This is a genomic window from Acinetobacter sp. 1294596 (assembly GCF_000582925.1).
GTDB classification, from domain to species: Bacteria; Pseudomonadota; Gammaproteobacteria; order Pseudomonadales; family Moraxellaceae; genus Acinetobacter; species Acinetobacter radioresistens.
Map to the genome: position 1 here is coordinate 20,863 of NZ_JFCC01000004.1, position 25,611 is coordinate 46,473.

Sequence of the window (25,611 nt, forward strand, 5' to 3'; positions counted from 1 at the left end):
TATGCAGTTAATCAAACAAATTGCTGTGGTTGGAGCAGGGCGTATGGGGAAGGCGATTTCGATTGCTTTTGCCTATGCAGGATTAAATATTCAGTTGATAGATGCCAGAGAACGCGATCCAGAAGACTTCCATATATACAGGCAGAAGATTATTAGCGATATTTCTCAGGAGTTGAAGCTCTTGGTTAGTATCAACTTTATTCAGGCAGCATACGTTGAAACTATTTTAAAACGTATTGAAGTAACCAGCAGAAATAAATCACAGAATTTTTTAAGTCACTGTGAGCTGGTAATGGAAGCTGTTCCTGAGCTTAAAGAGATTAAACAGGAAATATTTAAATGGCTGGATCATTATCTGCCATCAGAATGTATTGTTGCGTCTACTACTTCGACTTTCTTGGTGAGCGAGATTGCCCAGATGCTTTCTGTACCGGAACGGGTAATCAATGCACACTGGCTAAATCCGGCTTATCTGATGCCTCTGGTAGAGTTAAGCCGGACAGCAGAAACTTCAGATTTAGTGGTGGAGCGCCTTAAAGCATTCTTGAAAATTATTGGTAAGGTACCCGTCGTATGTCAGGCCAGTGCGGGCTATATTGTGCCGCGTATTCAGGCACTGGCCATGAATGAAGCTGCCCGTATGGTTGAAGAAGGCGTAGCTTCGGCAGAAGATATTGATATTGCGATTAGAACCGGATTTGGCCTGCGTTTTTCTGTACTGGGCCTGCTTGAGTTTATTGACTGGGGTGGAGGTGATATTTTGTTTTATGCTTCACAATATCTGGAAAAAGAACTGGGTACACGTTATAGTGCCCCGGCTATTATTGCTGAAAACATGCAAAATAAAAGAAATGGGCTACGTGAAAAACAGGGCTTTTATAATTATCATACGGTAGATATTGATAGCTATAAATTACAGGTATTGAAGGCCTTTACCACTCGCATTGCTGTAGCAGGTCTACAGCCTGAACCGGATATTTTAAAGCATCCGGTATCAATCAATAAGACTGGCATCAATTAGAAGGCATCAGATCAAACAATTTTTTTAACTGCTTGTTTAAGTCATGCAGCTCATCCTCTTCAAAAGCATGCAGAATTCCGGCCAAGGTTACCTGGCTGATCTGGTTGATCTGTTCAACCATCTGCTGCCCTTTTTCAGTAAGTTTCACCATAGACACCCGCTCATCAAGTTGTGAGGAAAAAACTTCCACAATATCGTCTTCAACCAGACGATAAACAGCTTTGGTTGCGGTCGTCAATTTAATTGTTGAAAGATTGGCAATTTCAGTAATACTGGCTTCACTTACTGCATTTACACTTAAAATAATTTTACGTCGGGTATTGTCTATTCCTAATTTTTTTATAGATTTTTCAATAAGTTGAGTATATTTCCCATTAATTTGAGAAATCCAGAAAAATGGGAAATTTTTTAAGCTATTTGGATCTTTATTAGGTAAAAACTGTTCTAGCTGACTCAGCATGACAAAGCCATATCTTTGAAAAAATGTAAATTCATTATAAACAAAATTATGAAATATTTTCTTTCTTATCATTCATAAAAGTTACTTGACAATTACATTAAATTTTCAGATATTAAGCTTATAAAATAAAAATACATGGAAAAGTGAATGAATATTATCGCACAGGAAGTCCATGAAGGTACAGGTGCACTGAAAGTCATGGTTAAGGACTCTATCGACATTCGGGGCCTAAGAACTATGGCAGGAAGTAAGGCACTCATGGAGGTAGAGCCTGCATTGGCAAATGCAGAAGTTGTAGACCTTATTTTGAAAGCTGATTGCGTCATAACTGCAAAAACCAATCTGCATGAACTGGCATTTGGTATTACAGGAATTAATCCTGTATTTGGTACACCTGTTAATCCAAAGTATCCAGATCTGATTCCAGGGGGATCATCCAGCGGTTCGGCTGCCGCGGTGGCTGCTGGCCTGGCCGATTTTAGTCTGGGCACAGATACGGGCGGTTCTATCCGCATGCCGGCAGCCTGCTGTGGCGTATTTGGTTTTAAACCCAGTTTTGGGCGGGTAAGCCGTAAAGGTGTTTATCCTGTGCAAAGCTCACTGGACTGTGTCGGGCCATTTGCCAGTTCAGTCGAAATGATTATTACCGCAATGCAGATTATTGACCCTACTTTTAAGTCTTCAGAAAAAATCCAGCATCAACCTAAACTGGCGGTACTTAATGTAGAAGCGGATTCAGCAGTCTGGGATTGTGTTAAAGACTATCTGACTCAGACAAATTTAAAAGTAGAGCCAGTACAGGTAACTACGTTTAGTGAAGCCTTTCAAGCCGGGATGCAGATTATTAATTATGAAAACTGGCAAGCTTATGGAACGCTTACAGAAAGCGGAAAAATCAGTCCAGATGTTCAACAGCGACTACTTAACGCGGCGAAAACGACTTTAGAGCAGGTTCGGCAGGCAGAAGATGTAAAAGCCAGGTTTACTCAGGAAATTGATGAGCTACTTGAACAGTATGATGTCCTGATTCTACCTACCTTACCGCAGATACCCCCTAGAGTGGCAGAGGCTGAAAATACTGTAGCATTTTTAAATCTTACTGCACTGGTGCGTCCATTCAATTTATCAGGTCATCCTGCTTTGAATATTCCTTTACAAACTATGACAGGTATGCCAGTGGGCTTGCAGTTGGTAGGCAGGAAAAATGCAGACGAGCAGCTATGTGCGGTCGCGGATTTTATTATTAAGGCAGCGCATTAAATAACAAGGAGTTAGCTAATGAATCAATTATCTGCCAAGGAATTGGATATAAAAGTCAGGCCAGTGGTCAATCTGGATGCCTTATGTCAGGAAATTCGTGAGCGCGCCTGCACTGGAGAATTTGATAATCAGGCGTATGTCAGCCAAGATATTATTGAGCGCTTGAAGCAGTTGGGCGTATATCGTGCTTTGGTACCACGACGTTTTGGTGGAGATGAGTGCTCACCACGTCAATTCTGCGAACTGATTGAAAAGCTGTCTATGGCAGATGGTTCAGTCGGTTGGGTTGCAAGCTTCGGCATGAGTCCGGCTTATTTGGGCAGCCTGCCTGAAACTACTCTTCAGGAACTTTACAAGGATAGCCCTGATATAGTTTTTGCAGGGGGGATTTTTCCACCTCAGCCGGCAGAAATTACGGATAACGGGGTTTTGGTCAAGGGACGCTGGAAGTTTTCAAGCGGTTGCATGGGCGCTGATATTGTCGGCGTGGGTATTGCACCACGAAAAGATAATGAAGCACATGGCCTGCCACGTATGGCAGTTATGCCCGCCAGTAAAGCTAAAATTGAAATGACTTGGGATACTGTGGGCCTGAAAGGAACGGGCAGTCATGACCTGGTTGTGGAAAATGTACTGGTACCCAAGGAATGGACCTTTGTTCGTGGTGAGCCTTCAAAATTACCCGAGCCATTTTTTAAGTACCCATCATTATCTTTAGCCACTCAGGTATTAACGGTGGTAGGGATTGGAGTGGCCGCTGCAGCCCTGGATGAGTTTAAAAAGCTTGCACCGGGTAAGGCATCAATTACGGGCGGGGCAGAGATCGCTCAGCGACCAGTCACCCAATATGAATTTTCCCAGTCAGAAGCCGAATTTCTGGCTGCCCGAACCTGGTTTTATCAGACTATGGATGTGGTATGGAAGGAAGTAAGTGAAGGGCGCAAACCAACCGCCCAGCAGGTTAGCGATATGCGGTTGTCATGCACACATGCTGCCCGTATAGCAGCCAAAGTCGCCCGAAAGATGCAAATGCTTGCCGGTATGACCGCGATCTATACTAATCATCCGTTTAGCCGTTTTGTAAATGATACCAACGTGGTCACCCAGCATGCCTTTATGGGAGACGCTACTTTACAAAATGCAGGTGCAATCAGTTTTGGGCTGAATCCGACACCCGGCTATTTATAAACTTAACGCATTATTTAAAAAAGGAATCTTGAAATGGAAGCGAAAAAGACTTTACGTGTGCTGTTCTGTATGGGGATTAACCAGAACTTTTTTGATGCAGAGCCAGCAGAAGCTAAGGCAGTCTGGGCTGCTTTTGGTGAAATGTGGCACGGTATTCATGACCTCCCGGGCGTAACCGTATATGGAAGTTTAGACGATGACCAAAGTATGGTAGGGCCAAGTGCTGGCTGGCCATGGACAACCTACTTGTTGGCAGATGTGCCAGATATAGAAACGGTTCATGCAGCCTGCAACCTGTTTAGAACCACAGTGGTAGGAGAAGGGCCATTCAAGCTCTGGAAATACTGCAAGGTTGAAGCACGTGTAGGCCGTGAACTGGTGATCCAGCGTTAAGGATGAACAGAAATGACTGATGGAGTAGTCTTGGCCTCTGTATTAATGCGGCTTGAACAGCTTGAGGCACAAAATGCGATTCGTAACTGCATAAACCGTTATATGGAAATCTGCGATGCTCTAGATGCAGATACTGACCTGAACGAGTTAATGGGCCTGTTTGACCGTCACAGTATCTGGGAAGGAATCGGAGAAAAATACTCCAGGTCCTTCGGTCAGTTTGAATCATGGCAAGCAATCTATGACATGTTCAAAAGCTATACCCAGAAAGAATCACATTTTGTCTTGAATGCGCACTTTGTCAGCTCAGAACAGATTGATATCAATGGCTATGAGGCGACAGGTCGCTGGCTGATGTTACAGACCTCGACCTTCCGTGATACCCATAGCCACTTAAATGCAGCCAGGCTCACTGTGAAATTTAGAAAACAGTCTGACGGTTTGTGGAAAATCAAGCATTTCCAGACTGAAAATATATTTAGCCGTCCTGTTTCGCATTGGAACAGTGAAGCTGAACTGCCAGTACCGGCTCAGGAATGAAGACAGGAAAAATTTAAAAGGACAGTTGCCATGAATAGTATTATTCCGATGCATAACATTGATACCGATTATAATGAACTGGTCCAGCATGACCGTGTCCATACTTCTTTGTATAAAGATGAAAAAATCTTTGAAGATGAAATGGAAAAAATTTTTTATAGCACCTGGGTCTGGGTAGCCCATGCCAGCGAAATTCCTGAGGCGGGCAGTTATAAAACGATTAATATTGGTAAGCAGCCAGTCGTGGCTGTACGGGACCGTAAAAAGAAAGTTCACGTTTTATTAAACCGTTGCCGTCATCGTGCCGCTACCGTGTGTGAACATAAAAAGGGCAAAACCAATAGTTTTGTCTGTCCTTATCATGGCTGGAGCTATGCCTTGGATGGCAGCCTGCGTGGTGTGCCCTCACCAGAGAGTTATGGCGAATGTCTGGATAAATCTGAATTCCCTCTGATCAGCCTGCGCGTTGAAGAATATAACGGTATGATTTTTGCCTCATTTAAGCAGGACATTCAATCTCTGGAAGAATTCTTGGGGCCAGCCAAGAAATGGATCGACCTGTTTATGAAACAGGGTGCCGGTTATCCGGTCAAGGTGCTAGGCGAACATCGTTTCCGCTTTCCGGGTAACTGGAAAATACAGCTGGAAAATACAACTGATGCCTATCATTTTCCATTGGTGCACAAGTCATTCTTAAGCTCGGTTGATGATAAAACTGAAGAGTTATTTAATTTTGAAAATCAGCCAGGTTTTGTAGAAGATTTAGGCAATGGCCACAGTGTTATGGTCATGATACCTGAGCTGGTTGACCTTGAAGAAGACCTGATGGAACGTCCGATTCAGGAACGTTTTGAAGAATTGGCACAGGCCCTGCGCAACGAAGGGCATGAAGAACTACAAGTGCGACGTATTGTCCGTGCAGTAGGAGGCTCGGGTTTTAACCTGAACCTGTTCCCTAACATTGCCTGCTCTATGGCATTTTTCCGCGTTTTACAGCCAGTTTCAGTCAAGGAAACTGAGATTCATCATTCGGTTATTACCATGGATGGCGGCCCACAGATTGCCAACCAGTATCGCTTGCGGTTGCATGAACATTTTCAGGGACCATTTGGATTTGGTACACCTGATGATGCAGAAGCCTGGGAACGTGTACAGCATGGAGCCAGTGCCGGAAATGATTTATGGATCATGTTAAACCGCGGCTTGCCAAGTGAAGTTAAAACTGAGGATGGTTTAAAAAGCGATGTCAGTGCTGAGACAGGTATGCGCGGTGCCTATCAGCAGTGGAAAAAGATGATGACGGCTTAAGGAGAGAGCAATGAAAATCAATTTAAACCTGTTAAATGAAGTCACTGCTTTTATCTGGACTGAGGCAGATATGCTGGATCATGCTGAATACCAGCAATGGCTTGCTCTCTGGGATGAAGAAGGTAGATATATTATCCCGATTGATCCGGCATTGACTGATTATGAAAATAACCTGAACTATGCCTATGACGATCATCATATGCGTACATTACGTGTTCAGCGTCTGATTAATGGTGAAGCCATTTCAACTTCACCTAAAGCCAATACGGTGCGCAGTATCTCGCGGATACGAATTATTGACGAGCAGGATGACCAGATTGTCCTGCGCTGTGCCCAAAATCTGCGTGAGTTCCGTAAAGAAAACCTGCGTCACTATACGGCAGATGTAACCTATCATCTGATGCGCGATCAGGATAACAGCTTTCGTATTCATCGAAAGATTATCAGCTTGGTCAACTCAACTGATACCTTGGCTGGTATTAGCTATATCCTGTAGGAGCATATAGATGAAACAAGTGGTTTTAGTGACAGGTGCTGCTTCCGGCCTTGGCAATGTAATTGCGGAGCATTTTGCCGGGCAGGGCCATCAGGTTATTCTTTCTGCCAGCACACTGGAAAAAGCTGAAAATGCAAAAAAAAATAGCCGCTTTCCAGAAAATATCTTTCCCCTGAAACTGGATATCTCTGTAGAAACAGATTTTCATAAAGCAGTTGAGTGCATCAGACAGCAATTTAACCAGCTTGATGTCTTGATTAATAATGCCACTGTAACCAAAGCTACTCCTGTACTGGAGATTTCTGCTGCAGATTTTGACTGGATCACCCAGGTAAACCAGCGCGGGACTTTCCAGGCTTGTCAAATTATTGGCAAATACATGGCTGAACAGGGCTATGGCCGGATTATCAATATGGCTTCACTGGCGGGTCAAAATGGGGGGGCGGCTACAGGCGCACATTATGCGGCAAGTAAGGGGGCAATCGTAACGCTGACTAAAATTTTCGCCAAGGAGTTCGCGGCCAAAGGCGTGACCGTAAATGCGGTAGCGCCTGGACCGATGGAATCACCCATTGTGCATAGCGTAGTGCCGGATGAAAAGATAGAGCAGTTCATCCAGAATATTCCGGTCAAGGCACTCGGCAGTATGGAGTTTATTGCTGAAACCTGTGCCTTGCTGGCCAGCCCGAATGCCCATTTTGTCACAGGTGCTACCTGGGACATTAATGGTGGATTATTTATGCGATAGCCCTGCGGCTGATGAAGTAAAAGGAGTTTGGAATGACAGCACTTTATGATGTAGTCGTGAAACATCGGCATATCGAAGGCGGTGATATTGCAGTCATGGAATTTGAATCAGCAACCGCCCAGCCTTTACCTAAAGTGGAAGCAGGCGCACATATTGATGTACACCTGCCTAATGGGATGATCCGTCAATATTCACTGTGTCAGGACCCGGCAAAGCAGGGGGTTTTTCGCTTGGGTATATTGAAAGAGCCGGCATCACGTGGTGGCTCGGTCTCGGCATTTGACGATATTCAAAACGGCATGCAGATTCAGGTCAGTGAACCACGTAATTTATTTCCGTTGGTTCAGGCTAAACATACTGTGCTGATTGGTGGGGGAATTGGTATTACGCCTCTTATTACCATGGCTTATGAATTGCTGCATCAAGGCGCATCGTTTGAACTGCATTACTGTGGCAGCAGCCCCGAACGCTGTGCTTTCGTGAAAGAAATTCAAAATGGCGAACTGGCTGCATTTACCCGGTTTCATTTCAAATCTGAAGGTGCCAGTCACCGCGAATTTTTTCAGTCAGCTATAAAGGATCTTGATCGACAGAGCCATATTTATACCTGTGGTCCGTCCGGGTTCATGGACTGGGTGATTAATCTGGCACAAATCCAGAATTTCCCAGAGCAGCAGATCCATAAAGAATACTTTCAGGTTGATACTGACACCAGCGGTGAAGTGTTTGAAGTTATGGCTCAGCGTAGCGGTAAAATTGTTCTGGTCAATGCCGAAGAAACCATTTTACAGGCCTTAGCCAGAGAAGGTATTGAAATAGAAATGTCCTGTGAGCAGGGTGTATGCGGTACCTGTATGTGTGATGTAATTGAAGGAGAGCCGGATCATCGGGATGTTTATTTTACCGATGAAGAAAAGGCAAGTAATGAACAGATTCTGGTGTGCTGCTCGCGTTCTAAGTCGGCTCGCCTGGTACTGGATATCTGATGACAAAGGAGACAGTCATGGTAGAAACAACAGATTTTCGTAATGGCATGTCATTGCTGACGGGCGCAGTCAATGTAATTACCACAGCAGGGGAAACAGGACGGTTCGGTTTTACCGCATCGGCTGTGTGTAGCGTAACTGACACGCCTCCCACACTTTTGGTCTGCATGAATCGTTCATCAAGTTCTCATTGCCATTTTAAGGATAATGGAATTTTATCGGTCAATGTGCTGGGTGCACATCATCAGCAGATTTCTCAAGCTTTTGCTTCCAGAATACCTATGGACGAACGCTTTACCCATGGAGAATGGACTACACTGCTGACCGGGTCTCCAGTTCTTTCAGATGCGCTGGTCAGTTTCGACTGCCGGATCAGACAAATGAATGATGTTGGGACACATACAATTTTTTACTGTGAGGTTGAGGCCATTAAAATGAATGAGAATAAAGAGAGTTGTCATGGCTTGATATATTTCAATCGCTGTTATCATCATATTGGTCAGCAGGAATACAAGCTTTAATTTGCCTTAAACTTGAAAATTACATGGAATAATGAATTTAAATAAGGGTGAAAACTAGTATGGTTACGGGTAATTGTGAATGAAAAAAGTCACAACGAATTCCTGGAAAAACTGATAAAAAAGTATAGTCCTTACCCTAGGGTGATCCTGCTCAAGAGAGCACCTTAACTGGGCCAATCATCAACGGTAAACAGGTTGAAAATATCGCACCTGATGGATAAAGGTATATCCCAAGGTGCAAAACTGGCTTTAAAAGGGAAAATTCAGGATAATATTATATCTCGGCATATTTTTACTGAAGTTGATCCTGAGTCTGTACGTGCCAAGGAAGAAAGCTTTGGTCCGATACTTCCAGTACTCAAAGCTCAAGACGAAACTCATGCACTGTTTCTGGCAAATTATACAGAATATGGCTTATCGAGTGTTGTATGCACTCAAGATTATGAGCGAGGCTCGAAGTTTACTTTAGGTATAGAAGCAGATATGACTCATATCAATGATACTTCAGTAGATGATCAGACCATTGCACCATTTGGTGGAGAAAACATTCAGGATAGGGACGCTTTAATGACCAGTAGGTAATTGAAGAGTTTACTCCGGTTCACTGGGTAACTTTACAAAAAACACCAAAACAGTATTCTGTATAGATAAGACAGATTTATAGAAGAGGATGATATATTTTTTCCTCTTCTTATTTATAAAATCATTAACCGTCTGTACTGATATTAACTTGGGCTTCAGCAATTAATTTCTCAGCCATCTCACGTGTTTTCTTCAGCCCTGGCATCCGGTATTCTGTATGGCCATAATCCTGAATGGACTTCCAGCGACCTCCCCAGGTAAGCCCTACAGATTCCGCAACCTCTCCATAAATCTGATAACCTCGCATTGCCCAGGGGTCACGTTCGGAAATAACTACTTTACCATTACGTTTGAATGCTACATCTGCGGCTAGGCCAAACTGATGATAGCTTTGGTAGCCTTTAGCGCGTGTTGTGTTCGGATTTCCAGCAAGTAAATTCTGTCTTGATGGGCTACGGTAACCTTCCAGCAGAACCAGTTCATAATTGTGCTGCTCTTTCATGATTTTAAAAACCATCAGCAAGCGCTGCTTGTAACGCGGATTCATTTTCTCCCATTTACGATTAACCATCGTGGTATCCAATAATCCATGATGATGATCAGCTGGATTTTCTATATTAGCAGCACTGACAGAGTTACTGTTCTGTGCCATATAGGCTTGTTCTAGTTGAGAGGCTTCTATAATAGCTTCCTGAATTAATATTTCATCAACTTCAGGGGGAGAACTCAGCATTTCACCATTGAGCAAAGCATAAATCTGTGGATCAACTTCTTTTAAATAATCCGCTTCTATCCGTGTCGAACTGACAGGTCGGGTAAAGGCAAAAATTAAAATACTGGAAAAAAGTAAAAAACCTGCAAAAAGTATCCACCATTGTTGCAAGTACCAGTGTGACTGTAATTTGTCTGGTGCAGCAGCATGGTGCATATGATGGGCGAACTGTTGAACGCTTAAAAGTTTTTTTCTGCCTTGCGGTAAAAGCATTTTAATAAACTGTGAACCTTGTGCCCGTAGTTCATAAGACATTAAAAAGCCCAGTCCGACTGCTAGGCAAATAAAACAGAAGAAAATTAGAAAAATCATACTAGTTAGGATTCATCTAAGGAAAATGGTTTTTGAGTTACTTTAATTTGTAACGACGCTTTAGGTAGCTCAGGTTCATTTTCCTTAACAGGTATGATTTCCGATTTAGCTTCAATTTTTGCATTAGCAGGAGCAGTTTCTCTTTTTTTAGTTTCCAGATGAGGTGCGGTTTTAGGAATTGTATGAAGATTTTTCACCTCAGCAGCTTTATGTTCAAAAGGTGAAACTCGCGGTGGAGTAGCAGTTGGAGTAACCGGAGGGGGAGTAAATAGCTTGCTGAGTTCACTCTCTTTAGGCTGTATAAAATCATTATCATTATCATTAGCTGAGGCTGGTTCTTCTTCAGTAGCCTGAATCTGCTCTTGTGTAACTAACAAAGTTGGCGCGGATTCTGCATGGGCAGTATGCGCTGCTAAAGAAGAGTTACTCTGGGTAAAAGCCTTTTCAGAAGATTCCACTACTGCGGGTGCAGAAGAGTCTCTAAATAAAAAGAGCATGGCTATACCACTGAATAAAATACCTAAAATAAATCCGATCAGAATATATAGAGCAGGTGATAGAGAATTTTTCTTGGATGGCTGCAAGATTCGTAAGGAGGTCGGTTTCTCTTGAATCATTTTAATCTACTAAGGTAAATGGATAGTAATATGAGCTTCTTCCGCAGGTGCTGAAATCACATTCTGATAGGGCAACAAAGCCTGCTGATTTTGTTTGGACAGCATAAAACGTAAACCGGCAAAGGTTAACAGTGCAAAAAGCAGCAGAAAAAACAGAATCCAGAAAAATGGGAGTTCGCGGTGAATAATATGCCTGATCTGGTCTGGAATAGCCGAGAAAGGTGAAAAAGCTGCCTTTTTTCCTTTGAGATAATCGATTTCGTCACCCACCCTGGCTACCAGATGATTGAGACTCTCAATGGATTCAATCCGGTATTTACCCTGAAACCCCAGTAATAGGCAATAATGAAAAACTTCCAGAGCCGCAAGGCGGTCTTTACCTCGTCTGCGCAGTTCTTCCAGTATTTCAAAAAAACGGTAACCAGCTAGCTGAGAACCAAATAAGCTCAGCTGTAAGGGGCTAATTAACCATGCATTTTGCAGATTAAAATACGCAGGATCCTGCTGGGTTACAATAGTTTCATCAATCAGTGCGCAAAAAGCATATTTCGCATCTTGAATGTCATCAGCAGAAAAATGCAGTTTTTTGGCCTGCTGTTCAAAGCGGTTAAGCAGGTCCAGAATTTTCTGACGGAACTCAGCCGGATCCCCAGGTAAGTATTGATTTCGAGTTAGAAATACAATGTAAAAACCGTCATGCATTAAATCAATCAGGTTAATAGTCTGGACTTTACTCTGTAGCTGACTGGAACTTGGTATACCTGTGCCAATTTTACCATCATCAAAAAGTGAAGGTGCCCCCATAGGATGTTGTGTCATAGCCAGCCTCTCTAAGCGTTTACAACAGCAATCAGTTCAATACTGATGTCTTGAAAGCCAGCAGGAACATAAATACAGATTGCTTCAGACTCAATCATGCGCTGATATAATTCATGATGAGCTTCAATTTCAAAATAACTTACCCCTGAGCGTACTGGAATTGCAGTCGGGACCTGTACAAGATGATGCAGTGGAATAGCCGGTAAGGCTGCAACCACGCGCTGTTCTACATCAACAGTACTACCTACTTTAAATCGTAAAGGAACAATTTGAATCAACTCATGTGTCTGCATCATGCTGCTTGATACAGCAATATAGAGTCGTGTGTCACGATTAATTTTGTCTGATTCCAGGCTACCCAGCCAATAAGATGGGCGAATTTCCTTGAGGGCAATACTAATGTAACGATTAGAAATAATGGTATCGAGTAAATCTCTTAAAATAACATCGAGCTGCTGGAAACTTTCCTGCAGCTGATGGTGTTTATATTGTGGTAAATGATCAACTTCATAAGCAGTAGAAAAAGTCAGCAATGAGCCTGTCAGCCGTAATAATTCAAAAAAGAGCCGCTCAGGATGAACCTGTGGGTTCTGCAATAGGTGGTTTAATCCTGCATGTGCAGTATTTAGTGCATTTACCAGCCAGAACGAAACAATATCACCCGAACGGAATTCAATGAGTTTCTGCTCATTTTCACGATTATTGTTCTGAATGGTTTTAATCTTGGCTTTAATTATATTTAGAGTTCGTCTTAAATTAGAAATTAAGGTTTCTGAGGCCTCAACCTGTAGAATTGGAGGAATAAATTTTCGGTCCAACTCAAATATACCGGAACTTTGTCGTTTTAATTTTCCAACAGGCAAATATAAAAAACCTTCTAATTCTTGATTCGGATGAACATGTGTCTCAAGCAGTTTAAATTCTGCACGACGCCGTAACAAAGTAATATCTGCTGGCATAGCGGTAGTAAACAAATCATGTGTTTCTACCAAATAGTCATGATAACGGCTGGACTGTGACGCCTGTTCATCTGAAACATTCTTCTTGTTTGCCTGTAAGATAGGTAAAGCCAGATAAATTGTCATCTCTCCACGTAGACTTAATTCGTCGAGTAGTACAGGAGCAGGTAACAGATCCTGAGCTGGTGCTTGGTAAATCTCGCCATCTTGCCAGATCATTTCAATATTTTCTAAAGCCAGCACATGCGTGCTGAGCTGAACTTCATCAAACTGCAATTTTTGTATGCCATACGCAAAAGGAATAGTGGCACGAATCGTATGGTTTAAACGTTGCTCATGATAAGAGTCCTGTAGCTGGAAATGCTGAGGGCGTAAAAATAGACCCTCGCCCCAAAGAACTTTTTCTGCTTTAAACATAATTAATTACCAATCTTATTCATATTCATTCTTTGGTTGTACACCTAGTATGTCCTGTACCATCTGTAACGGCTGGTCATCTTTAATCACTTGTGCCAGCCACTCATGTAATGGCATCTGGCTCCATTTAATTGTTTTTTGCAGCATATAGCTGACAGGACTGTGCGGTTCATTAGCTTGAAAATAATCAGCAATATCCTGTAAAACCCGCATAGCATGCTCACGGTTTGCTATGTGAGATTGAATCTGAGGCTGAAAGGCCAGTGAGTTCTGCAGCACAGCTGGCTCCTCAGATATAATCATATGAGAAGTCAAGGGGACAGATTCAGTGACTGTATCTGGTACAGAATGGGTCATGATGCTACCAAAAGCTTCTGCTTTATAGATTTTTCTTAATGTTGCATGAATATCAGCCAAACTTGAGTCAATTGCAGCAAAACTTGGAGCATCTAGCCCCATCAAATTATCTAATACCTGTTTGATTATGTTCCATTGCAGTAAAATCTCACTAAAATGCTGATAATTCTGGTATTGAAAGCTTTTGGAGGTATTAAAAAGTGCCTGTTCGAACTGTTCCAGTTCAGCAGCATGCTCTGTAGAGTAATCTTCATCTACCTGCTTGCGACGAATATTCTGATGATATAAAAAATTTTCATAGTCCAGCAGAGTGTAAAATGGTGCAGTATTGACCAGCGGAACTTTTTTAATTAAAGGTATTAACTGGTTAAGAAGACCCTGTAATAAACCGATACGCTGGTCCAGATCATTATCTTCAATTTCAGGATGTATGGACTGCCAATATTGCTCAAGCATGCGGTGGCTTAATTCCAGCCCTTTCGAAATACCTTCGAAACCAAAAAGATACGCCCAAGCTTCATTAATCCAAGTTAATAGACGAATATCCTTACTTTTGCTTTGTAAAAGATCACTACATTTATTGGATACAAAGTCCCAGTCTGCTTGCTTGCGTTCGGTAATCCAGTCACCCTGATCCAGCAAAAAGTCATCTTGAGTTTTTGCCTTCTTGATTTCGTGAAAATCATTAGAAAAGGAAAAATCCTCTCCACAAGATTTATCTTCACTAATGGGCTCAAGAAAATTTGAGATATTGATACTCATATAATACGTGACTCTTAATTTTTTAAGCTTCTATCTTGGTTTTCTTTACTGTACGTTTCTTTTTTACTTTCTCAATCGGATCAAATCGATAAATAATTTCATCATTTTCAACATCGATTGTAATTTTTTTAGGAAGTTGATGCTCCGCTAATGCTATTAATAAATGGGTAGCCAGAGCCGGTAATATGCTAGAATTCAAAATGTTATCTACATTACGCGCTCCACTATCGACTTCGGTGCACCGGCTAAGCAGTAACTTAATCAGATCATTTGAATATTGCACCACAGTTGCATACTGTTTCTCGATGCGGGCAGTAACTTTATTCAGCTTGTGTTCAATGATCTGAACCAGTAAATCATCATGCAGTGGGAAATAGGGCACGATGCGCATACGTCCAATAAATGCAGGCTTAAACTGTTTATACAGGCTTGGTTTTAAATATTCGACCAGTTCTTCGGTACTTGGCCATTGCTGGACTTCCTGACTCAGACAGGCCTGCATAATCGCACTAGATCCTATATTTGAAGTCAGTAAAATAATAGTATTTTTAAAATCGATTACACGGCCTTCACCATCTTCTAGTGTGCCTTTGTCGAAGACCTGATAAAACAATTCCTGCACATCACTATGCGCTTTTTCAATTTCATCAAGTAGGATCACACTATAAGGATTACGACGCACTGCTTCAGTTAGAACTCCACCCTGACCATATCCGACATATCCCGGAGGAGCACCTTTGAGAGAAGAGACGGTGTGGGCTTCTTGATATTCTGACATATTAATAGTAATTAGATGCTGTTCACCACCATAGAGTTCGTGAGCAAGAGCTAAGGCAGTTTCAGTTTTTCCTACACCACTTGGACCGATAAGCAGAAATACACCCTGAGGTTTATTGGGATCTTCAAGTTTAGCTTTTGAAGTTTTAATTCCTTGTACCAGCTGCTCAAGTGCACAACTTTGCCCCATAACACGCTGCGCAAGTTTGTTTTCTAAGGTCAAAATCTGCTTGATTTCGTCATTGATCATATTGCCAACTGGTATACCGGTCCAGTCAGAAATAATTTCATTAATTATCTGGGCGTTAACACGTTCAAAGACCAGAGGCTGTTGTCCCTGCAATGCGTTTAAATCTGCACGTAATCTGGTAATCTCATTTTGAACAGCAGTCTGTTCATCAGTATCCTGTTGTTTAAGCCTTTGAATATTTTTGACCAGTTTCAGCTCTGCTTGCCACTGGTCTTGTGTCTCCTGAATTTCCTGTTGCAGTCTTACCAAACACTGTTCAAGCTCATCTAGGCGTTCATGGTGTATAGGGATCTGGCGATGTTCATTTTGCAGAATCTGTTGTTCCAGTGTCAAATTGTGCAGTTGAGCCTTTAGCTGATCTAGTTTCACTGGCTGAGCATTATGTGTAAGAGCCACCCGTGCCGCAGCAGTATCTAGCACACTAATAGCTTTATCAGGAAGCTGCCGACCACTAATATAACGATGAGATGCCTGTACCGCAGTAATAATTGCCTGATCATCAATTTGCAGGTTAAAGTGAGCCTGCATAACGGGAATCATGGCGCGCAGCATATCAATTGCTACTTCTTCACTGGGCTCTTCTACCTTTACGACCTGAAAACGGCGGCTTAGTGCTGCGTCCTTTTCAAAATACTGTTTATATTCGGCCCAGGTCGTAGCTGCAATTGTACGTAACTCTCCTCGGGCTAAAGCCGGTTTTAAGAGGTTCGCTGCATCATTTTGCCCAGCTTGGCCACCTGCACCGATAAGGGTATGTGCTTCATCAATAAATAAAATAATAGGATGGGGTGAGGCTTGTACTTCCTGAATAACCTGTTTTAACCGGTTTTCAAATTCTCCCTTAACACTTGCTCCTGCTTGCAATAACCCCATATCAAGAACATGAAGCTGTACATTACGTAGCGCCTCTGGAACCAGTCCTTGAGAAATTTTTAGTGCCAGACCTTCCACTACAGCAGTTTTTCCAACTCCCGGTTCACCAGTTAGAATGGGATTATTCTGGCGACGACGCAATAGGATATCCAGCATTAAACGGATTTCATGTTCACGCCCAATCACAGGATCAATTTTACCGGTCTCGGCTTTTACAGACAGATTAATGGTGTACTGATCGAGTGCTGGTGTTTTAATAGCAGGTGATATAGAGGGTATGGTCTCTTGTTGAGTATGGAGATGGTTCTGCTCTGTAGAGCAAGACCGCTCAACTTTATGTTCTGTACTTGATGTACATACTTCCAGAAATTTGTGTTTCATACTGTCGATTGGCAGTAAATCAAACAGACTTGAAGCTCGAGTTGCAATCTGATAAAGATCAGGCGCCGTTAATAGAGCTACCAGTAAGTGTCCACTACGAATAACTGGAATTTGGTCAGCTGAAGCGATTAACCATGCCTGTTCAAATAATCGGATAATTGACTTGGCAAAAATAGGAGTACGAGTATTTCCTTTCGGTAAAGAACAAATAGTTTCCTTTAAATCATTGATTAGATTATCATTAGAAATGTTATATTTTTCTAATAATAATTGTATATCATTGGGCACTTCCTGATTTAATAATTCTATAAATAAATGTTCAATTTCAATTTCATAGTTCTGTAACTTAATACAAAAATTTGCTGATTTTTCTAAGGCTGTACGGGTAGGAAAAGATAATTTTGTAATTAGAATTTTTAAATTACTCATCTATAACTCGCAAATTTTTTGAATATCAAAATCTAGAAAATAATATTAATTTGATATTCTTTTAATATTTTAAATGGATAAAATTATATATTTCAATAACTTATATGCCATGGCTGAATTCTCTTATTATTCTACAATAAAAATGTGAAGTTTGTGTAAAAAAATATACATGTATATTACATAAAATAGCTTGTGGGCAGTTTTCTAGAGGAAATATGGAGATTGTTTAATAAACGTAACTCAACTTGACATTAATCGTAGTTTTTTTGTTAAATTCGGCAAATCTATTTTGTTAATGTATAAAGATTGATAGGTAAGTATTTTTTAAAAATAATTTTTAGCCCATCAATTAAAAACTTAAATAAAAAATGAGGCATGTTTTGAAGAAAGGTATTTTAATAGCGCTCCTATTTACAGGTATAAATTTACCAAGTGGAATTAATCTAGCTTATGCAGCAGATAATGTGAACTCCATCAAATTAAAAAGCAAATGTGTTAAGCAGAATCCACTGGCTGCAGGGCAAACAGATCCTAAGTTATTATCAATTTATCAACAAGTTTGTGATAAAAATAATGCTGCGCGTAAAAATGACCTGCTTGTTCAGGCTGCCTTGCGTATGTACGAGTTGAATCAGCCCGTAAATGCACTAGCGCTTGCACAACAACTCAAACAGCAAAATGTTCGAGGTGCAGGTTTAACAGATGTTACCTTTCTTGCAGGAATAGGAATTGCCAAACAGGCCTTACAGGATATGCGTACTAATGAAATGCGGTTCTTGAGTAATGACTTGACTTACCCACCTGCCAAAGAGTTAAGTGATACGATCCGTATGGCTATGCCCGTACCTGAGACGATAAATACCAAAGCTATTACTGATGAGACGATAAAAACTCGCGAAGCGCGTTCAGTAGTAAAGTCAACCAAACGTACCACCACAGCAAAGCCTTCCCGTAATAGCAACATTCGTACAGCGCCGGTGAAAGCCCGCCAAAGTACAGCAACTAAACAGCCAAATTCAGCAAGTATAAGTAAAACTGGCACGAATCCATTTGAATCACTTAAATAAATTATTCGGAATACAACATTATGGCGAAAAGAGAAAGCGTACAGAAAAAGCTTCAGCGGATTCGTCCACCACGCGTTCAGCTCACTTACGACGTTGAAATTGGTGATGGTAAAGAAGCCAAAGAATTACCTTTTGTAGTTGGAGTAGTAGGGGATTTTTCTGCTGCTTCTGAACTGGAAAAGACTAAATTAAAAGATAAGAAATTCATTAATGTTGATCTGGATAACATTGATGAAGTCATGGAGTCACTTGCTCCACGTGCTGCTTTTCAGGTAAATAACACTCTGACTGAGGAGGGCGGCCGCATGTCTGTAGAATTGATATTTAAGTCTATGGAGGATTTTCGGCCGGAGCAGGTGGCTCAGCAGGTAGAACCTTTGCGCAAACTTGTGGAAGCGCGTGAACGTTTGACAGATTTGCGTAACAAGATATCCAATAGTGAAAAGCTTGAAGACTTACTGGATGAAGTACTTAAAAGTACTGACCAGATACGTAAACTGAGCGCGGAGGCTGAACATGAATAATACTCAGGCAGCTACTGCATTTGCTCTGGAAAATGAACCGGTCAATTTGCTGGACTCTATTGTTGAACAAAGCCGCATTGCGCGAAATGAAGAAGAACATGACCGTGCTAAAAGCCTGATTGGCGAGCTGGCAAAAGAAGTAATGGCAGGAACCATTACAGTATCTGAAAATATGACGCTTTCAATTGACAAGCGTATTGCAGAAATTGATGCACTGATTTCCGGCCAGCTTAGCCAGATCATGCACAATGAACAATTTCAGAAGATCGAGTCGACTTGGCGCGGGTTATATTATTTTTGCCAAGAAACACCTTCTAATCCGATGATCAAAATCCGGATGCTGAATACTACTAAGAAGGAACTGGTAAAAGATTTTCAGGGTGCAACTGATTTTGACCAGAGCACATTGTTTAAAAAGATTTATGAAGAGGAATATGGCTCCTTCGGTGGTGCTCCATATGCAGCCCTGATCGGTGATTTTGAATTTGACCGTACTCCTTCAGACATGTATCTGCTTGAGCAGATCTCTCATATCGCTGCTGCAGCACATGCACCTTTTATTTCCGCAGCCAGTCCAAGTATTCTGGGTCTTGAGTCATTTACTGATATTGACCGTCCAAGAGATGTCTCCAAAATTTTTGAAACTGCTGAATATGTACAATGGCGTTCCTTTCGGGATAGTGAAGATGCGCGCTATGTTGCTCTAACTATGCCACGCGTATTGGGACGTTTGCCTTATCATCCTAAAGAGGGTACTGCAACAGAGGGTTTTAATTTCGCTGAGGAAGTATCTGGTCAGCATCATGACGAATATTTATGGATGAATGCAGCCTATGCATTCGGTACGCGTCTGACAAATGCTTTTGATTTATATGGCTGGTGTGCAGCAATTCGCGGTGTAGAAGGCGGTGGCCTGGTAGAAGGACTGCCTGTGCACACTTTTAAGACCCCAGATGGCGAAGTGTTACTCAAGTGCCCAACAGAAATAGCCATTACTGACCGACGTGAAAAAGAGTTAAGCGACCTTGGTTTTATCCCGCTGGTTCACTGCAAAAATACAGATTATGCAGCTTTCTTTGGTGCCCAGTCAGCTCAGAAACCAAAAAAATATGACAACGATACAGCTAATGCAAATTCTGCACTGTCTAGCCAGATCCAATACATCATGGCCGTATCACGTATTGCTCACTATCTAAAAGCAATGATGCGTGACAAGGTCGGCAGCTTTGCTTCAGCAGGTAATGTAGAGGCATTTCTAAATGAATGGCTATCGCAGTACGTATTACTTGATGATGGTGCATCACAAGAAGCCAAGGCACAGTATCCGCTTCGTGAAGCATCAGTAAAAGTTGTAGAAGATCCGGCGCAACCGGGACACTACAAGTCGGTGGTCTTTTTAAGACCGCATTTCCAGCTGGATGAGTTGTCTGTTTCTTTGCGACTCGTGACTGAATTACCCCAGTCTTCCAACTAAAAAGAACCTAACCACATAATAACTTTAAATTAAAAGAGGAAGTTTATTAAATGAAAGATATTTATATCGAATTTAGAGGTAAATATAAAGTAGATGGTGAGTCACGTGACAGTGAGCATAAGGGATGGCTTGAGGTTAACTCTTGGTCTCATAATATTCGTCAGCCTAAATCTGCAACTTCAAGTAGTGTAGGGGGGCATACGGCTGAACGTGTTGAGCATTCAGATATGATATTTGTAAAAGATCTGGATGCAACCAGCCCTAAATTATGGGAAGCATGTTCTGCGGGCTATACCTTTGATGAAGTACAGATTGACTTTTATCGGGCCAATGGCGATAAACGTATTAAATATCTGCAAATCAAGTTAAAGCATGTACTTGTTTCAAGCGTAACACCCACTGTAAATGAAGAGGGGGTGCCAACAGAAGCGTTTGGTCTGAAATATGCCGCTGTTGAGTGGACTTATAACCAACAGGATATTAATGGTACAGCAAAAGGCGCAGTTACTAAGAAATGGTCACTTTCTAATAATACAGCATCTTACGCTGCATAATAGTCAAGTGATTACCCTGAATAGAGGTTAACACCTGGTTAACCTCTATTTCTATTAAGCTTTTATTTATAACTAAAAAATGAATCTAGACCATTTATACCCTTATGGATTCCGTTCGACATTGTTTGATCGCCTGATTCCAGAGCAAGACCGCTATTTACAGGGACTTTCAATCCAGCAGTTACGGGAATCTGTTGCTCATGATCTAGAAGATTTATTAAACAGCCGTGTGGCAAAATTTGATCAAGAGATGACAGCTTATCCACTGGCCCGTAAATCTGTTTTACAGTTTGGGATTATTGACTTTGTGGGTCTTTCTACCGCTAATCCACTGGATCGGGAGACAATTTGTCATTCTATCGAGCAGTCTATTGAAGCACATGAGCCACGTCTTAAGCAGGTCAAAGTAGAAATGTTACTTGATGGGCATAATATGGGGTCACTTTGCTTGAGCATTCAGGCTTATTTAAATATTTATCCTCTATATGAACCTGTACTTTTTGATGCTTTATTAAAACCAACAACACAACAATACGTTATCTCTGCAAGAACTTAATGTGGGCCTCCTGTGATAGAACAACTCTTACCCTATTATGAAAAGCAATTACAAGAATTCAGTCAGCAATCACGAGAGTTTGCACAGAAGTATCCTAAAATTGCCCAGCGTTTATCATTAAACCAGGAACAGATTGATGATCCGCATATTGAACGGTTAATTCAGGCTTTTTCTTTAATTGCAGCTCGGATTGATAAAAAGCTTGAAGATAGTTATGACGTATTTACTCGGGCATTATTTGAAGTAATGTTTCCGCAGTATTTGCGGCATTTTCCAGCCTGTACGATAGTAAGTTTTGAAGACGAAAATAAAATCAGGCAGTTGACTGGCCGACATATTATTCCTAAACAGACAACCCTGAAGTCGCGCAGTTTTAGAGGGGTACAGTGTGAGTTTAATACCAGTCAACAGGTAATATTGCTTCCTGTTGCCTTAAGTCAACTTGAATTTAAAACATCACCAAGCGCACATATACATTTAAGCCAGAATGCAAGCTTGAGCTTAAAATTTGACATTTTTAATAATGCACAAGCTGTTCTGATACAGGAAAGATTACCTATCTACCTGGATGCAATCTCAAATTTCCCTTTACAGGTTTTAGACAGTATTTTTAGGCCTGAGACTGGATTTGCCTTGCGAATTGGTCAACAGATCTTAAAAATAGATAACCCCTTTAGTATCATAGGTTTTGCAGAAGAAGAATGCCTGTTACCAGTAGACCAGCATACCCATCATGCCTATCGTCTACTGATGGAATATTTTTGTTTTCCTGAAAAATTTAATTATTTAAATCTTGATCTTGGTATTTTAAAAGGCCGTATTCAGCAGTATGAGAGTTTTGAGGTTCTAATTTATTTTAAGCTGAACCTGAATGACCAATCAATGATTCGTAATTATTCTGAACTGAATGTTGCAAATTTTAAGCTGTTTACTTCACCAGCCATCAACCTGTTTGAAAAGCAAGCTGAACCACAGAAAATCACTCATACCCAGCTATATTATCCATTAATTACGGATACACATCATCCTGAATCTTATCAAGTATATTCAATTCTTGAAATGAATATGGTGCGTGAGAAAACCAATCAGGAGCAGGTCTATACTAGTGTTTTACCATTTTTTGCTATCAGTCACTATAAAAATGAACAGGTACAGTTTTTTTATGCGCTGGATTATCAGCCAATACAAACCAATTTTGTCGAGATGCGCTACTCAATCATCTCTAAACATTTAAAACCCTTTGAGATTAAATCTGATTTTATCAGTATCCGTTTATTATGTTCGAACCGTGATTTAGCTCATGAGGCATTAAGCCAGTCTAATAATATTTTAAATCTGAATGATAGCAGTCTGGCACGCCGGGCATTAATACTTAAACGTCCAACGGTACCTTATAGTTTCGATCAGAATAAAACTGAACAGTGGCGTATTATTTCTCATCTTTCACTGAATACGCTAGCTTTAATGAAAGGCGACAGCCTAAGCCATGTTAAGGAATTGCTTGCATTATATAATCTGCCGTCTTCTAAAGAAAATCACTTAATTATTAATGCAATTGATCAATTAGAGTTTTCATTAACCCATAAACTGGTTGATGCAAAACCTTTTCCCATGTTTATTCGGGGTGTTAAAGCAGAGTTAAGTATAAATAGCAGTGTCTTTAAGGGCCATAGTTTATATATATTCAGTTATTTACTTAGTCATATCTTTAATTTGAAGGTCCAGATCAACAGCTTCGTTGATGTGGTAATCACAGACAGTTTAAGTCAGCAGGAGTTATACCAATGCGTGCAGAACGTTGGTGGCAAAACTCTTCTGTAATTGACCAGTTATTTAATAAAGCAGGTACTTTTGAGTTTATTCAGACAACACGTCTGTTGAGACATGTTCCGTATTTACGCGACAATTCTGCGTGGGCAGATACTTTTAAGTTTGAACCTGCTTTTAATCTAAGTTTCCCTGCGTCCGAAGTAGAGCAATTGGAATTTAAAGAGCAGCACCTGCATTTGACTAATCTGGTAGTAGGACTTACTGGTATCCAGGGTGCTTTACCTTATGCCTATACCTGTAAGGTTAAACAGGGTACCCGGCAGCAACGTCTGGAAGTTAAAGAGTTTTTGGGCTTATTTAATCATAAACTGGCCGCACAGTACGTAGACTCGAGTATTAGCTATAATTTACCTGTACGTTATGAAGTTGAACAGGAAAACCGCTATCTGGATATCTTGCATGCATTAAATGGTTATATTCGTACCCAGCATCAGCAAACTGAGCTGGACGAGTATTTTGCGGAATTCGCGGGCCTGATGCAGGGACAGAATAATACTCCTCATGCGCTGAAAACCATGCTGAGCTGTATCTTTAAGCAGAACATACATATACGGGAATTTATCAGGGAAACCTTTAAATTAGCCGATGAACAAAAAACCTGTCTCAATAGTCATAAACCCAGCCTTTTAGGACTGAATACATTTTGTGGCGATACCGTTCAGCAGGTTGATGGAAAAATTGAAATACAGATAGGCCCTATGAAACGGGCACAGTATCTGGAATTTTTACCACAGCAGCCGCTTTATATAAAACTTAAACGTCTGGTGCAGTCTTGGTGTAGTCCAACATTATTTATTGATGTGCGATTAATCTTGGACCGGAGTGAAATTGAGGCCACGCATCTGGAGCATCAACAGTCTGCTGGTCTGGGACAAGGTAGTTTTCTGATGCCACCGGAGCAACCCCAGCATAACTATGAAACCTGCTATAGTCTGATAGGAGCGGTTTCATGTTGAAAAAAATCCTGGCGACTTTTATTGGTGTATTTTTAACGCTAAGTAGTTTGATCATTCTGTACTGGAGAGATGTTCAATATGAGCCAGAACGTCAGGATTTCCTGATCTATTTCGGGCTCTTACCTCTTGCTATAACATGTCTTTTACTCTCGCCATGGTTGATTTATCTAGCTTATCAGGCCTATCAGAGTAAAAAAAATCAGGCTGAATTGGCACAACAGAAAGCACAAGAAGCACCAAGTACTCAGGTGACGCAACAGATTGAGTGGCTAAAGCTGAACATTTATGCTGCGCATGTTTACAGTGCTTTAGGTGAAGATGGAGCCATTCTTGAGCAGTTAAAAGAATATACAAGTCCTGAACTGGACCTGAAATTACAAAATAGCAATGGGCTGCCAATTCTCTCTTACCGTATTGAAAAGCTGGATGAAAAACTTGGACCGGAGCAAGATGCAGATGGGCTTACCACATTTTCGGTACGCCAACAACGTATTATGGCTTTAGTAGAGCATCAGCTTGAAAAAAATTTTGAGGTACTTCGTCAGGTTGCTGAACATCTAAAATACTCCAGTCTGTTCTATGAAACTCAACAAATTCATGACTACCGTATGCATCCTGCCTGGATAGACCCGGGCGCAGAATATGATCCAGATGAAGTTGCTGTACCAGAACTTAAACAGGTGGAAAGACTCGATCGTCTTAATCTGCATATTCTTTTATCTGAAGATTTACAGCACGTCTGGAACGAAACGGCTCACCAAAACCGGTTACAGGAGTTTTTCAGTAACCTTGGCATTATTCCGCAAAAAATACATCTGGAATATCATTTTCTTGGCGCAGAAACGGTAGTATATGATTTTTTAATTTTATTGAAACAGCAGCAGGATCAGACCCAGGAAATTTCTCTGATCATTAGTGCTGATTCTGAAATTGATCAGGAGATAATTGATGAGCGCATCTGGATCTCTGACCATTATCTGCCAGCAGAATTTTCGAGCAGCTGTTGTATAGCATCTACAAAGGTCAATTTTGAACAGCTCTTACCTTTAAAAAGGTTAGTGCTGGCTATAAACCAGAATCAGGTCAGACATATTCTGAAAGAACTGAATATTGATGAACTACCACAGTATAAAAATGAAGAACCTTTTGTGGTGGTACTTGATGATATTACACAGATCAAGACATTAAAGAGAATAGAGCAATATTTTGAGCAGAGTCCGATTGAGCCACACCACTATTTATACTGTAGAGCAAGTTTAGGTCATACACAAAATCTGGAAAAAATTTATGGAATGATGCTTGGTATGTTACTGCCGCCGGAACAGGTCGCTGTGGTATTTGGACAGGATATACAGGCAATTATCCAAGATATTCCTGAGGAGATAGGACCTCGGGAAGCAATAACTGATAGCTGATTAATTA

At 41.2% G+C, this 25,611-nt stretch carries 26 protein-coding genes; 19 read left to right on the forward strand and 7 right to left on the reverse strand.

Annotated features, from left to right (window positions below):
- Position 1: 1 nt before the first annotated feature.
- The gene (locus J502_RS02910) at positions 2 to 1,021 is read left to right on the forward strand and encodes a 3-hydroxybutyryl-CoA dehydrogenase (RefSeq protein WP_005015245.1); all 1,020 of its coding nucleotides are present in this window, start codon (positions 2 to 4) and stop codon (positions 1,019 to 1,021) included.
- Here the strand turns inward: J502_RS02910 and J502_RS02915 are convergent.
- Entirely contained in the window at positions 1,014 to 1,481 is a 468-nt protein-coding gene (locus J502_RS02915; RefSeq protein ID WP_005015243.1) for a MarR family winged helix-turn-helix transcriptional regulator, read from the reverse strand. The two genes, J502_RS02910 and J502_RS02915, sit on opposite strands and share 8 nt — an antisense overlap.
- A gap of 147 nt (positions 1,482 to 1,628) precedes the next feature.
- On the opposite strand from J502_RS02915, the gene J502_RS02920 reads away from it, so the two are divergent.
- From J502_RS02920 to J502_RS02965, 10 genes are all read left to right on the forward strand, one after another.
- Positions 1,629 to 2,741 (forward strand): amidase, encoded by a 1,113-nt coding sequence (locus tag J502_RS02920; RefSeq protein ID WP_017400901.1) that lies wholly within the window; start codon positions 1,629 to 1,631, stop codon positions 2,739 to 2,741.
- An 18-nt stretch (positions 2,742 to 2,759) separates the two neighbouring features.
- Positions 2,760 to 3,929 carry an acyl-CoA dehydrogenase family protein gene (locus J502_RS02925; RefSeq protein ID WP_005025150.1) on the forward strand — a complete coding sequence of 390 codons (1,170 nt, stop codon included), beginning with the start codon at positions 2,760 to 2,762 and terminating at the stop codon, positions 3,927 to 3,929.
- 33 nt (positions 3,930 to 3,962) lie between these two features.
- Positions 3,963 to 4,322: a hypothetical protein gene (locus tag J502_RS02930; RefSeq protein ID WP_005015237.1), complete on the forward strand. Its 360-nt coding sequence runs from the start codon at positions 3,963 to 3,965 to the stop codon at positions 4,320 to 4,322.
- A gap of 12 nt (positions 4,323 to 4,334) precedes the next feature.
- A complete protein-coding gene (locus J502_RS02935; protein WP_034683077.1) occupies positions 4,335 to 4,862 on the forward strand; it encodes a nuclear transport factor 2 family protein in 528 nt (175 codons plus the stop codon).
- Between the two features lie 30 nt (positions 4,863 to 4,892).
- Entirely contained in the window at positions 4,893 to 6,170 is a 1,278-nt protein-coding gene (locus J502_RS02940) for an aromatic ring-hydroxylating oxygenase subunit alpha (RefSeq protein ID WP_017400904.1), read from the forward strand.
- 10 nt (positions 6,171 to 6,180) lie between these two features.
- Entirely contained in the window at positions 6,181 to 6,666 is a 486-nt protein-coding gene (locus J502_RS02945) for an aromatic-ring-hydroxylating dioxygenase subunit beta (protein WP_017400905.1), read from the forward strand.
- A 10-nt stretch (positions 6,667 to 6,676) separates the two neighbouring features.
- Positions 6,677 to 7,414, forward strand: a complete 738-nt coding sequence (locus J502_RS02950) for an SDR family NAD(P)-dependent oxidoreductase (protein ID WP_034670464.1) — start codon at positions 6,677 to 6,679, stop codon at positions 7,412 to 7,414.
- Between the two features lie 32 nt (positions 7,415 to 7,446).
- Positions 7,447 to 8,400, forward strand: coding sequence for a PDR/VanB family oxidoreductase (locus tag J502_RS02955; protein ID WP_034683080.1), 954 nt, complete (start codon positions 7,447 to 7,449; stop codon positions 8,398 to 8,400).
- A gap of 17 nt (positions 8,401 to 8,417) precedes the next feature.
- Complete coding sequence (locus J502_RS02960; RefSeq protein ID WP_005015221.1) at positions 8,418 to 8,921, forward strand: flavin reductase; 504 nt, start codon at positions 8,418 to 8,420, stop codon at positions 8,919 to 8,921.
- 195 nt (positions 8,922 to 9,116) lie between these two features.
- The gene (locus J502_RS02965; RefSeq protein ID WP_005404892.1) at positions 9,117 to 9,503 is read left to right on the forward strand and encodes an aldehyde dehydrogenase family protein; all 387 of its coding nucleotides are present in this window, start codon (positions 9,117 to 9,119) and stop codon (positions 9,501 to 9,503) included.
- Positions 9,504 to 9,627: 124 nt separating this feature from the next.
- Here the strand turns inward: J502_RS02965 and J502_RS02970 are convergent, their stop codons facing one another.
- From J502_RS02970 to tssH, 6 genes are read right to left on the reverse strand one after another with little or no spacing between them, the layout of a single operon-like run.
- A complete protein-coding gene (locus J502_RS02970; protein ID WP_005404247.1) occupies positions 9,628 to 10,587 on the reverse strand; it encodes a M15 family metallopeptidase in 960 nt (319 codons plus the stop codon).
- A 5-nt stretch (positions 10,588 to 10,592) separates the two neighbouring features.
- Positions 10,593 to 11,204, reverse strand: coding sequence for a DUF4064 domain-containing protein (locus tag J502_RS02975; protein ID WP_034683084.1), 612 nt, complete (start codon positions 11,202 to 11,204; stop codon positions 10,593 to 10,595).
- 9 nt (positions 11,205 to 11,213) lie between these two features.
- On the reverse strand, positions 11,214 to 12,023 hold the full coding sequence (icmH, locus tag J502_RS02980; RefSeq protein ID WP_034683087.1) for a type IVB secretion system protein IcmH/DotU: 810 nt from the start codon (positions 12,021 to 12,023) through the stop codon (positions 11,214 to 11,216).
- An 11-nt stretch (positions 12,024 to 12,034) separates the two neighbouring features.
- Positions 12,035 to 13,399 carry a type VI secretion system baseplate subunit TssK gene (tssK, locus tag J502_RS02985; protein ID WP_005015205.1) on the reverse strand — a complete coding sequence of 455 codons (1,365 nt, stop codon included), beginning with the start codon at positions 13,397 to 13,399 and terminating at the stop codon, positions 12,035 to 12,037.
- 15 nt (positions 13,400 to 13,414) lie between these two features.
- The gene (gene tssA, locus J502_RS02990) at positions 13,415 to 14,518 is read right to left on the reverse strand and encodes a type VI secretion system protein TssA (protein ID WP_005015203.1); all 1,104 of its coding nucleotides are present in this window, start codon (positions 14,516 to 14,518) and stop codon (positions 13,415 to 13,417) included.
- A gap of 22 nt (positions 14,519 to 14,540) precedes the next feature.
- Entirely contained in the window at positions 14,541 to 17,228 is a 2,688-nt protein-coding gene (gene tssH / locus J502_RS02995) for a type VI secretion system ATPase TssH (RefSeq protein WP_034683089.1), read from the reverse strand.
- A 380-nt stretch (positions 17,229 to 17,608) separates the two neighbouring features.
- Between tssH and J502_RS03000 the strand changes: the two genes are divergently transcribed.
- The 8 genes from J502_RS03000 to J502_RS03035 all read left to right on the forward strand — a co-directional run bounded on the left by J502_RS03000 (position 17,609) and on the right by J502_RS03035 (position 25,604).
- Entirely contained in the window at positions 17,609 to 18,295 is a 687-nt protein-coding gene (locus J502_RS03000; RefSeq protein ID WP_005015200.1) for a hypothetical protein, read from the forward strand.
- Between the two features lie 20 nt (positions 18,296 to 18,315).
- Positions 18,316 to 18,819, forward strand: a complete 504-nt coding sequence (gene tssB, locus J502_RS03005; protein ID WP_005015198.1) for a type VI secretion system contractile sheath small subunit — start codon at positions 18,316 to 18,318, stop codon at positions 18,817 to 18,819.
- Positions 18,812 to 20,293: a type VI secretion system contractile sheath large subunit gene (gene tssC / locus J502_RS03010; RefSeq protein WP_005015197.1), complete on the forward strand. Its 1,482-nt coding sequence runs from the start codon at positions 18,812 to 18,814 to the stop codon at positions 20,291 to 20,293. Before tssB ends, tssC begins: the two co-directional genes overlap by 8 nt.
- 50 nt (positions 20,294 to 20,343) lie before the next feature.
- Positions 20,344 to 20,847, forward strand: a complete 504-nt coding sequence (locus J502_RS03015) for an Hcp family type VI secretion system effector (protein WP_005015188.1) — start codon at positions 20,344 to 20,346, stop codon at positions 20,845 to 20,847.
- A 79-nt stretch (positions 20,848 to 20,926) separates the two neighbouring features.
- Complete coding sequence (gene tssE, locus J502_RS03020; protein WP_005015186.1) at positions 20,927 to 21,403, forward strand: type VI secretion system baseplate subunit TssE; 477 nt, start codon at positions 20,927 to 20,929, stop codon at positions 21,401 to 21,403.
- Between the two features lie 12 nt (positions 21,404 to 21,415).
- Positions 21,416 to 23,224, forward strand: a complete 1,809-nt coding sequence (gene tssF / locus J502_RS03025) for a type VI secretion system baseplate subunit TssF (RefSeq protein ID WP_005015185.1) — start codon at positions 21,416 to 21,418, stop codon at positions 23,222 to 23,224.
- Positions 23,188 to 24,189, forward strand: coding sequence for a type VI secretion system baseplate subunit TssG (gene tssG / locus J502_RS03030; protein ID WP_005015183.1), 1,002 nt, complete (start codon positions 23,188 to 23,190; stop codon positions 24,187 to 24,189). The genes tssF and tssG overlap by 37 nt, the downstream gene beginning before the upstream one ends.
- Positions 24,183 to 25,604 (forward strand): hypothetical protein, encoded by a 1,422-nt coding sequence (locus tag J502_RS03035; RefSeq protein WP_005015174.1) that lies wholly within the window; start codon positions 24,183 to 24,185, stop codon positions 25,602 to 25,604. The genes tssG and J502_RS03035 overlap by 7 nt, the downstream gene beginning before the upstream one ends.
- Positions 25,605 to 25,611: the final 7 nt, after the last annotated feature.

Excerpts from the sequence above, each read along its gene's own strand:
- J502_RS02910 (WP_005015245.1), top strand. The coding sequence starts at position 2 with ATGCAGTTAATCAAACAAATTGCTGTGGTTGGAGCAGGGCGTATGGGG.
- J502_RS02915 (WP_005015243.1), bottom strand. The coding sequence starts at position 1,481 with ATGCTGAGTCAGCTAGAACAGTTTTTACCTAATAAAGATCCAAATAGC.
- J502_RS02920 (WP_017400901.1), top strand. The coding sequence starts at position 1,629 with ATGAATATTATCGCACAGGAAGTCCATGAAGGTACAGGTGCACTGAAA.
- J502_RS02925 (WP_005025150.1), top strand. The coding sequence starts at position 2,760 with ATGAATCAATTATCTGCCAAGGAATTGGATATAAAAGTCAGGCCAGTG.
- J502_RS02930 (WP_005015237.1), top strand. The coding sequence starts at position 3,963 with ATGGAAGCGAAAAAGACTTTACGTGTGCTGTTCTGTATGGGGATTAAC.
- J502_RS02935 (WP_034683077.1), top strand. The coding sequence starts at position 4,335 with ATGACTGATGGAGTAGTCTTGGCCTCTGTATTAATGCGGCTTGAACAG.
- J502_RS02940 (WP_017400904.1), top strand. The coding sequence starts at position 4,893 with ATGAATAGTATTATTCCGATGCATAACATTGATACCGATTATAATGAA.
- J502_RS02945 (WP_017400905.1), top strand. The coding sequence starts at position 6,181 with ATGAAAATCAATTTAAACCTGTTAAATGAAGTCACTGCTTTTATCTGG.
- J502_RS02950 (WP_034670464.1), top strand. The coding sequence starts at position 6,677 with ATGAAACAAGTGGTTTTAGTGACAGGTGCTGCTTCCGGCCTTGGCAAT.
- J502_RS02955 (WP_034683080.1), top strand. The coding sequence starts at position 7,447 with ATGACAGCACTTTATGATGTAGTCGTGAAACATCGGCATATCGAAGGC.
- J502_RS02960 (WP_005015221.1), top strand. The coding sequence starts at position 8,418 with ATGGTAGAAACAACAGATTTTCGTAATGGCATGTCATTGCTGACGGGC.
- J502_RS02970 (WP_005404247.1), bottom strand. The coding sequence starts at position 10,587 with ATGATTTTTCTAATTTTCTTCTGTTTTATTTGCCTAGCAGTCGGACTG.
- J502_RS02975 (WP_034683084.1), bottom strand. The coding sequence starts at position 11,204 with ATGATTCAAGAGAAACCGACCTCCTTACGAATCTTGCAGCCATCCAAG.
- icmH (WP_034683087.1), bottom strand. The coding sequence starts at position 12,023 with ATGACACAACATCCTATGGGGGCACCTTCACTTTTTGATGATGGTAAA.
- tssK (WP_005015205.1), bottom strand. The coding sequence starts at position 13,399 with ATGTTTAAAGCAGAAAAAGTTCTTTGGGGCGAGGGTCTATTTTTACGC.
- tssA (WP_005015203.1), bottom strand. The coding sequence starts at position 14,518 with ATGAGTATCAATATCTCAAATTTTCTTGAGCCCATTAGTGAAGATAAA.
- tssH (WP_034683089.1), bottom strand. The coding sequence starts at position 17,228 with ATGAGTAATTTAAAAATTCTAATTACAAAATTATCTTTTCCTACCCGT.
- tssB (WP_005015198.1), top strand. The coding sequence starts at position 18,316 with ATGGCGAAAAGAGAAAGCGTACAGAAAAAGCTTCAGCGGATTCGTCCA.
- tssC (WP_005015197.1), top strand. The coding sequence starts at position 18,812 with ATGAATAATACTCAGGCAGCTACTGCATTTGCTCTGGAAAATGAACCG.
- J502_RS03015 (WP_005015188.1), top strand. The coding sequence starts at position 20,344 with ATGAAAGATATTTATATCGAATTTAGAGGTAAATATAAAGTAGATGGT.
- tssE (WP_005015186.1), top strand. The coding sequence starts at position 20,927 with ATGAATCTAGACCATTTATACCCTTATGGATTCCGTTCGACATTGTTT.
- tssG (WP_005015183.1), top strand. The coding sequence starts at position 23,188 with ATGCGTGCAGAACGTTGGTGGCAAAACTCTTCTGTAATTGACCAGTTA.
- J502_RS03035 (WP_005015174.1), top strand. The coding sequence starts at position 24,183 with ATGTTGAAAAAAATCCTGGCGACTTTTATTGGTGTATTTTTAACGCTA.